The following is a 7,531-nucleotide window of genomic DNA, read 5'->3' as shown; positions in this document are numbered from 1 at the left end:
GACCTCTACATCTCCCTTCCATCCGCAAAGCAACGGGAAAGTGGAACGTTTTCACAAGACCCTCAAGGCGGAGGAAGTCCGTCGTGACGCTTACCAGGACTATTCCGATGCAAAGAGGAAAATGTCGGACTGGATCAATTACTACAACTCGGAACGGCTACATTCCGCAATCGGATTCCTGACTCCTGACGAGGTTTTCGCAGGAAAGATGGAGGAACGACTTGCAGAACGAAGAACAAAATTGTATAATGCGACAAGAGAACGTGAGGATTATTGGGCTAACCAACAGATCTGACAGACTCCCTTATTAGCTTTGCCAAAATTTTCCAAGTTCAACTTGGGCGGGACAATATAAAGTCCCCATCCCGAACAAAAAAAAATGACAATGGCAAAAAATATATTCGCCGAATTCTTTTTTAAGAAGTAAAAATAGACAGATAGGGAAAATAAGCCCACGACGAAAAATAAAGCGTAAGGCGAGTCCGTAAAAAATCCGACCAAACGATTCAAGGCGATGTAGCCGGGAGCGTATCTTGTTTGAAAAGCCGCTTCCAACGACGCCCGATTTAATTCCTTAAACGCCAAATAATACTGAAGGGAATCTGCGCCGACATATTCGGAACGTAACCCCACAATACAGATATTCAATATAAGGAGAAAAAGAAATGCAATTTTTTTAGGAAACCTTGGTTTAAAACAACAACCGAAGCAAATACATCCAGCCAGTATATATAGTATGTAAATCAAAGGCATCTACAGCACTTCTCGATATGCGTTTCCCAGCATTTCCGCAACCCGGCTTTCCGCATACTTATCCGCAATCGCTTCTTTCAACGCCGGTTGGAAAGTCTCGCCATTCAAAAACCGCATTACCGCCTTCCCGATTTCATCCACATTTTTCGGATTTACGGCAATCGCATTGGGCAAAAAATATTCCTGGGGACCTCCGATGTTTGTAATTACAATGTCACAGCCATAACTGGCCGCTTCCAATGCGACAAGCCCCACGCCTTCCCGAATGGAGGGCAAAGCAAAAACGCGGGCGCGCTTGTATAGATCGATTAACGCCTCATCGGAAACCCTACCCAAAATTTGAATGTTCGGGGAATTTCCGATTTTGGCTTGAAGTCTTTCTTTGAACGTTTCAGAAATACTTCCGGCTAGCGTCAAATTAAAACCATATTGCAAGGCAGCTTCAACCAAACGAAAAACATTTTTCCCCGGATCGTCGTTCCTGGAAACGTGCAAGCAGAAGTTTTCTTTTTGAATTGCACACTCCACGCCAGAAAGTCTTCCGTTCAACGGGATTTTTTGGATTTTTTCTTTAGAGATACCTAGACCTTTTTCCAGATATTTCCTTTCGTAATTGCTGCGCACTAAAAAAACGTCAAAAAGATTTTGAAAACGCCTTAACGTTGCCGGTTCGCTCCAAACTTTTAGTTTCGGAATTTTGATTAGGGAAATCGCTTTATAAATAAAACAGGGTATAAAGGAATCAATTATCGGCGAACAAACGAATTTCAAATGGGGGTAGCGTTTTTTCAGATGCTGATAAATGGTCAGATACGAAAATCCGAAATAGAAGAAATGAAGGATATCGAAAGTTTTCCAATCGTAATCCCCCCATTCCGAAATTTCTACAACTTCATAGCCGCGAGAGCGCATCATGTTGCGCCATTGCATCGCCTGCATTTTAATTCCACCGGAAGACCCCGACACAATCGTAAAGGATGGGAGCAGATAGCCGATTTTCATAAACCCTTTCCTTTCAGGCGGAAAACCAACCGATTGATTTTTAAACGAAGTGATTTCGGCAAATGATTTTTGATAAAAGAGAAAGCGGCTTCTTTTCCATGTAACTGCAAACGTTTTTGAAATTCGGAATAGGGAATTTTATCAATGCCGTCGTAAATCGTATCACGGCATTTTGGTTTTACAGTAGGGGCGTTCAAATTGTGATTTCGCAAACGGACTTCGCTCATAGAAGAAGAAACGTAATCCACCTGATCCGAAATTTTTTCCCAATAGGCTTTTGCTTTTTCCGTATTCAAAATAACGGCACTGACCCCCATTTTATTGTAAAATTCAGGATGGAATAATTCAATACCCCAGAAATCCCCAAGGGTAATATCTGCAATGCGTTCCTGCTTGGCAAAATGACATTCGTAGCAACTAGGTCTGTAAGTTTTGCCTCTTAAAAAACTAGCGTAATAAGCGTCCTTGTCCGCAGGAGAATATATAGTCTTAGTCTTAGTCTTAGTTTTAGTCTTATAATTCAATCCCCAACCGCTTGATTTATCCCGGAAGGCATAAGAAAGAATTTTCCCCCTATATGTTTCCGACAAATATTCTAAATGTTTTCGAAATAATTTTTGGCTAGGCGTTCCGTGGCACAAAATTTCAAGAGTTAACAAATTTTCGTTTTCATTTTTCAAAAATTTTTGAAGCCCCGCAATATGGCACGCCGAACCAGAATAGAGAACCTTTTTTCCTTCGGACAAAAATGTTCTGACCTGCGTATAAGTATTATTCAAATCGCTGACCACATACTTGGATCCTTGCAATTTATAAAGTTCATCGGCATTCAAAATTGGAATATGAACCGCTTTGAAATTTTCATCAAAGGCGCAACCAAAAACAACTCCGCCCTCTTTTAAAATTTCCAAAGCAAAGGCGGAAAACAATCCCCCGCTAGAACTATTTTGCAGAATTGTTTTATTTTTTAATGTAGCCGCAAAAACTTCCGGTTCCGTTAATTTCCGCGACAGTTCTGGAGCTTTATTCAAGGGACAGCGTTCTACACAAAGACCGCAATGAATGCATTCATTTTCATTGACTTCCGGATACCAAAAACCTTCAGAATCTTCTTGCATCGAAATGCAACGTTTCGGGCAAATCTGCTCACAGCACTTGCAACCGGAACAATCTTCTTTTCTGTTAATTTCTATATGCGACTTCATTTGCTTTTTCCAATGCCATTTTCAAAAAATCCATGGACTCGTTTCGCGCTTTTTGCAAAGCATTGTGAATTCCTGAATAATCCAAGGTCCGGTCTAAAAATTTTTCGACGTCTTTCGGTTCAGAGAGGGCACGTTCTTTTGCTCCGACAAGTTCTAAAACGCTCGAAAGCCTAGAACTAAAAAGTCCCGGATAAAACACAAAAAAATCACGACCGAAATTGATGGAGAATGCCGTCGCATGGAAGGAATCCGTAATCACATAAGATGCATTGGCGAGGAGCGACAAAAAATCTTCCACCGGAGGATTTACAAAGACTTTTCCTTGACGCAAAGGAATTTCGTGATAGCAATAACTGACCGTATAAATTGGAATTCGGAATCGCTTACTCAAAAATTTTGCGGTTTCATCAATTTTTTTTTCCGATTGAGATTGTAAACAAAGACGTATTTTTTATTCTCAAATTTTTTAGACGCAAGTTTTTTCCAATTTTCCCCATTCAACAACAAGGTTGGATCCAAGACGTGCTGGGATTCAAATCCCAAATTTTTTAATATCTCAACGCCCGCGGATTCGCGACACGAGAGTGCTAAATATTTTTTCAGGAGATTTTGCGTCTCCGGAATTTCCCAATCGTCCAATTTCTGTTTTCCAAAACTTGCCGCATACGCAAAACAGGGCTTTCCTTTCGCGACAAATTCAAGAAACAGAGCTTTATCTATTTTCTCATTCCAACCGGAATTCCAAACCTGGTCGCTTCCCGTGCAATAAATATCCGCTTCGGGAATATGACTTTGTAGCTCTTCAAAAGAGTGATAAGTCTTTTCCGTCAAATGAATTTGTTCTCTCAAAAATTTTTTGAATATTCTAAACCGAGTCACATAAGACGGAAACATTATCAATTCCGCAATCAATAAAAGAAGGGGATTTTGAAGGGCCTTCTTTTTATTTTTCAAACGCTTCAGCATTCCATGCATCGTCATGCGTTCATCATAATAATCGATAACTTTGACTTTAGTTCCAAGCGTTTCTAAAATTCGTTGCGTAGCATAGGTTTGCAAAACCGAGCCATAGTTCACAATACGGTGAAGGGTAATCAGGGCGAGTGTCATTTTCGTAAAAATCTTCTATAAACAAAATTTCTTAAAGTATTTGGCATTAAACAAACAATACAATTCATTGAAGATCGAACAAAAAAATCTTTATAAGAAACCCAACCAATGCGAAGTAAATTTCGATTAAAATCTAGCATCGCTTTTAAATATCTGAAACCTCCTCGTCGATTGTAAAAATCTTTACTAACTCTCATACTCACAAGAGGTTTTTGAATGTTGTATCCTTTTGCTCCAATTCGTAAAAGATTAACAAAAATAGCAAAATCTTCAGCAAGAAAATAATCTTCATAATTGCCGCATTTGATGAGCAAACTTTTCTTGAACAGAACAGAAGGATGCGCGATTGGCGTTCGTTTTTTGGCAAATCGATAAATCGCATCGTGAGTTTCAGGAAGAAATCGGTGTGAAACGACATTTTGAGGATCGTCAATAAATTCGTTAATAATACAGCCAACCATATCCACATTTTTTTCAAACATGGCATCAAATTCTTCTTCTATTCGGGATGGAGCAGAATAATCATCCGTATCCATTCTGGCAATATATTCATATTGACAAGCCAATACTCCGTGCCGTAAAGCTAAACCTAAACCCATATTTCGTGGTAAAGAAAGTGTCTTGAATACCGTTGGATATCGGTGCTTGTAAATTTCTATTGTTTCATAAAGCTTACTTGTCAATGGGCCATCTTGCACCAACAAAACTTCAGCAGGAGAAACCGTCTGCGCAAACATACTGTCTAAAGCGAATGCCAGCCAATCAGAATGTTCTGATTTATAAACGCTTAGCAAAACACTATATGGCGGGTATGTTTTTTTCATTCCAACCTCTTCCCCTCGCAATCCTTCCACCAGTCTTTAAAAGCCTCCTCCAAACTGAATTGCAGCGGATAATTTTTCGCCAACTTTTCTCCATCTATATTGGTGCTCACCATCAGCTTTTTGACACGAGCCGGGCAGATTCCTAAACCGAGGCCGCCGAGCAGGCCGCAAGCAGTCGCAGCCATCATCATCGGCTTTCTAGGAATGTAGGGAATGCGGCGTTTCAGCCCGGTCGCGGAGAGCATAGCCTTCGCAATCTGTTCGATGGTAAACGACGGATGATAACAGCAGTTGTGGAGTTGGAACTTGGGCGCATTTTCGTTTTCCGCCATTGCCAGCATGACACGGACAAGGTCCTTGACGTAGATGCACGCCTTGACGGTGTCCTTGCGACCGGCGTAAGCAAACTTGCGAGACTTCAATCCTTTATACAGCCGCGTCATATTGCCGTTTTCGCCCGTACCGAAAACAATTCCCGGACGGACGATAGAGAGCTTTCTTTCCGGCGCCCCCGCAGCCCATTCACGATGGATTTTTTCCGCAACCAATTTGGAAATTCCATACGGGGTATTAGGGGTCGGGAGAGTTTCTTCGTTTTTCAAATCTTCAGCGGCACCATAAGGCGCGATGCTGCTTGTAAAAACAATATTGTCGATATTGTTTTTTCTTGCGAAATCACAAACGTTTTCCGCCCCGCGAATGTTCGTTTCAAAATAGGCGTTGTCGGGATGTCCGGGCGTACGGTGGATGGCCGCAAAATTCAGGACCAGGGTGTTCTTGCCGAAATCGCCGGGAATTTCTATCGGCCTCCGAACGTCCGTTTCGCAAAAGACGACGTTCTCATTTCCGTTGCAACTTCTACTTGACTTCAAATCCGCCACATAAATTTGGGCTTCCGGGTACTTATCTTGCAGGAGATTCCGCATATGCGTTCCTATAAATCCGGCACCCCCGAAAATGACGAACGAATCGAACTTCATAGATTCCCCTTTCCCAATTCTTTTAACCTTTCATGCAAACGCCCCCGCAGTTCGCGCCGAACTGCGGTCTATGCAAAAAACAACCTTGCCGCTTTTAAAAACTCGGAATTATTCTTTGATTATTTTCAACAAAGGCCATCTCATGCAAGATTTTTACCAAGCCGTCCAGCACCATCTCGAAAAGGAATCGGCAAAACTTTCCCGCTACACTTACGACACTTACCGTTGGCATTTGCACAAGTTGCGCCTGTATCGGGAGAGTATCGATTGCAAAAACGTCACGGAAGCCTTCATTCGCGGCTATATCGAATTTATGAGGGCGCGCCGCAATCAAGAAAGCACCATCAACCGTTCCCTATCCATTTTACGGATGTTCATCAACATGGCGATAAAAGAAAAAGCGATGCGGACAAATCCGATGAAAGACACGGTCATCCGAAAACATGAGGGGCTTCGCCATTTTTTGGAAATCGAAGAATTGCAATTCCTCTACCGACGTTTTCTGGAAAGTTCCGCCCAGCTGACCTACAGCGAACGGGAATCCTTGCGCGCGTTCCTCTTTTCCTGCTTCACCGGGCTTCGTTACGCCGATTTAAAAACCCTCTCTTGGGAAGACATCCAAAATGGAAAAATCCGAAAGCGTACGCAAAAAACAGGAAGTCTCATCTACATCCCGATTCCAAATCAAGCGCAAAATTTAATGCAGACCAAAAACGCTTCCCTCGTTTTGCACGTCGTGAACAACTCCTCCTTCAATAAAAATCTGCGAAGCGCCGCGCAGCGTCTGGGCTACAAAAAAAGGCTTCACACCCATCTGGCCCGACACACCTTCGCCACTGCCTGCATCAGCCTGGGAATCCCCGTCGAAGTCGTCTCCCGAATGCTAGGACACTCCAACTTGCAAACGACCCTCATTTACGCCAATTACGCCAGCTCCGTCATTGACCGCGAAATGAAAAAATTCCAACTGTAAAAAAGGAATACGAATTTTTCGCAGAGAAAATTTTTCAGAGAGGCGTGCCCCGGCCCTATGAACGTTCGGACTAAAACTTTAGCCGGGTCGGCGAGCTTCGGGCTACCTTCCAGTCGGTGCTACGCACTGGCGCAAGTGCCACCCTTCGCATGCCTCACGCAAAGGAACACAAAGCATTTTTGCGGCGGCAGGAACGTTGCAAAAAAAACATTTTACAAAAAAATTTTCCTAAAATCGCCCGTTCGCGCGTTGTACATCATGGGCTTTCATTGGGGGAAGTCCGCATTCCAACGAGGAAACCTATGAAAGAAAACAACGCAAACGCCCGCACCGGGCACGATTCCTATTTCCGCTCCGTCTTCAAGGCGCCGGAACGCGCCGCGGAACTCCTGAAGCTCGCCGCCAGGCACAACGAAAGCCTCGCCGAATTCCTGAAGACCGTGGACCTCTCGACCCTCACGGAAATCTCCGAATCCTTCAGCGACACGGAAAGCTTCGGCTATGCGGACTTGGCGTTCACCGTCAGGATTGCCGACGGCGAAAGAAATCGCGATTCCGAACAATTCGGAAAAGAACGCTCCGCCGACCTCCTTGTCGGCATCCTCGAGGAACACAAGTCCTCGAAAGACCCGAACATCATAGCGCAGCTCGTCAAGTACTGGTACCACATCATGGCGAAAAACC

At 43.3% G+C, this 7,531-nt stretch carries 10 protein-coding genes; 3 read left to right on the top strand and 7 right to left on the bottom strand.

The annotated features are described in order from the left end of the window. Positions 1 to 295, top strand: a 295-nt coding sequence (locus B5D40_RS14490) for an integrase core domain-containing protein (RefSeq protein WP_144319720.1), incomplete at its 5' end; no start/stop codon positions are given. Here the strand turns inward: B5D40_RS14490 and B5D40_RS16585 are convergent. From B5D40_RS16585 to B5D40_RS14455, 7 genes are read right to left on the bottom strand one after another with little or no spacing between them, the layout of a single operon-like run. Then, positions 271 to 753 carry an EpsG family protein gene (locus B5D40_RS16585; RefSeq protein WP_078777493.1) on the bottom strand — a complete coding sequence of 161 codons (483 nt, stop codon included), beginning with the start codon at positions 751 to 753 and terminating at the stop codon, positions 271 to 273. The genes B5D40_RS14490 and B5D40_RS16585 overlap by 25 nt on opposite strands. Further along, complete coding sequence (locus B5D40_RS14480) at positions 754 to 1,755, bottom strand: glycosyltransferase family 4 protein (RefSeq protein WP_078777492.1); 1,002 nt, start codon at positions 1,753 to 1,755, stop codon at positions 754 to 756. Beyond that, positions 1,752 to 2,960, bottom strand: coding sequence for a Coenzyme F420 hydrogenase/dehydrogenase, beta subunit C-terminal domain (locus tag B5D40_RS14475; protein WP_078777491.1), 1,209 nt, complete (start codon positions 2,958 to 2,960; stop codon positions 1,752 to 1,754). The genes B5D40_RS14480 and B5D40_RS14475 overlap by 4 nt, the downstream gene beginning before the upstream one ends. Then, entirely contained in the window at positions 2,938 to 3,291 is a 354-nt protein-coding gene (locus B5D40_RS16355) for a polysaccharide pyruvyl transferase family protein (protein WP_159446939.1), read from the bottom strand. Before B5D40_RS16355 ends, B5D40_RS14475 begins: the two co-directional genes overlap by 23 nt. Positions 3,292 to 3,347: 56 nt before the next feature. Further along, entirely contained in the window at positions 3,348 to 4,070 is a 723-nt protein-coding gene (locus B5D40_RS16350; protein ID WP_078777489.1) for a polysaccharide pyruvyl transferase family protein, read from the bottom strand. Beyond that, the gene (locus B5D40_RS14460) at positions 4,067 to 4,894 is read right to left on the bottom strand and encodes a glycosyltransferase (RefSeq protein ID WP_078777488.1); all 828 of its coding nucleotides are present in this window, start codon (positions 4,892 to 4,894) and stop codon (positions 4,067 to 4,069) included. The genes B5D40_RS16350 and B5D40_RS14460 overlap by 4 nt, the downstream gene beginning before the upstream one ends. Beyond that, positions 4,891 to 5,874 (bottom strand): NAD-dependent epimerase/dehydratase family protein, encoded by a 984-nt coding sequence (locus B5D40_RS14455; RefSeq protein ID WP_078777487.1) that lies wholly within the window; start codon positions 5,872 to 5,874, stop codon positions 4,891 to 4,893. The genes B5D40_RS14460 and B5D40_RS14455 overlap by 4 nt, the downstream gene beginning before the upstream one ends. A gap of 142 nt (positions 5,875 to 6,016) precedes the next feature. On the opposite strand from B5D40_RS14455, the gene B5D40_RS14450 reads away from it, so the two are divergent. Both B5D40_RS14450 and B5D40_RS14445 read left to right on the top strand, forming a co-directional pair. Then, positions 6,017 to 6,847, top strand: coding sequence for a tyrosine-type recombinase/integrase (locus tag B5D40_RS14450; RefSeq protein ID WP_158222091.1), 831 nt, complete (start codon positions 6,017 to 6,019; stop codon positions 6,845 to 6,847). 302 nt (positions 6,848 to 7,149) lie between these two features. Further along, positions 7,150 to 7,531: Rpn family recombination-promoting nuclease/putative transposase (locus tag B5D40_RS14445; protein ID WP_200804184.1), on the top strand; the 382-nt coding region annotated here is incomplete at its 3' end.

It is taken from the genome of Fibrobacter intestinalis (genome assembly GCF_900167415.1).
Taxonomy (GTDB): Bacteria; Fibrobacterota; Fibrobacteria; order Fibrobacterales; family Fibrobacteraceae; genus Hallerella; species Hallerella intestinalis.
This window is presented reverse-complemented; position numbering and strand designations above follow the sequence as displayed.

Coding starts and splice junctions, on each gene's coding strand:
- B5D40_RS16585 (WP_078777493.1), bottom strand. CDS start 753: ATGCCTTTGATTTACATACTATATATACTGGCTGGATGTATTTGCTTC.
- B5D40_RS14480 (WP_078777492.1), bottom strand. CDS start 1,755: ATGAAAATCGGCTATCTGCTCCCATCCTTTACGATTGTGTCGGGGTCT.
- B5D40_RS14475 (WP_078777491.1), bottom strand. CDS start 2,960: ATGAAGTCGCATATAGAAATTAACAGAAAAGAAGATTGTTCCGGTTGC.
- B5D40_RS16350 (WP_078777489.1), bottom strand. CDS start 4,070: ATGACACTCGCCCTGATTACCCTTCACCGTATTGTGAACTATGGCTCG.
- B5D40_RS14460 (WP_078777488.1), bottom strand. CDS start 4,894: ATGAAAAAAACATACCCGCCATATAGTGTTTTGCTAAGCGTTTATAAA.
- B5D40_RS14455 (WP_078777487.1), bottom strand. CDS start 5,874: ATGAAGTTCGATTCGTTCGTCATTTTCGGGGGTGCCGGATTTATAGGA.
- B5D40_RS14450 (WP_158222091.1), top strand. CDS start 6,017: ATGCAAGATTTTTACCAAGCCGTCCAGCACCATCTCGAAAAGGAATCG.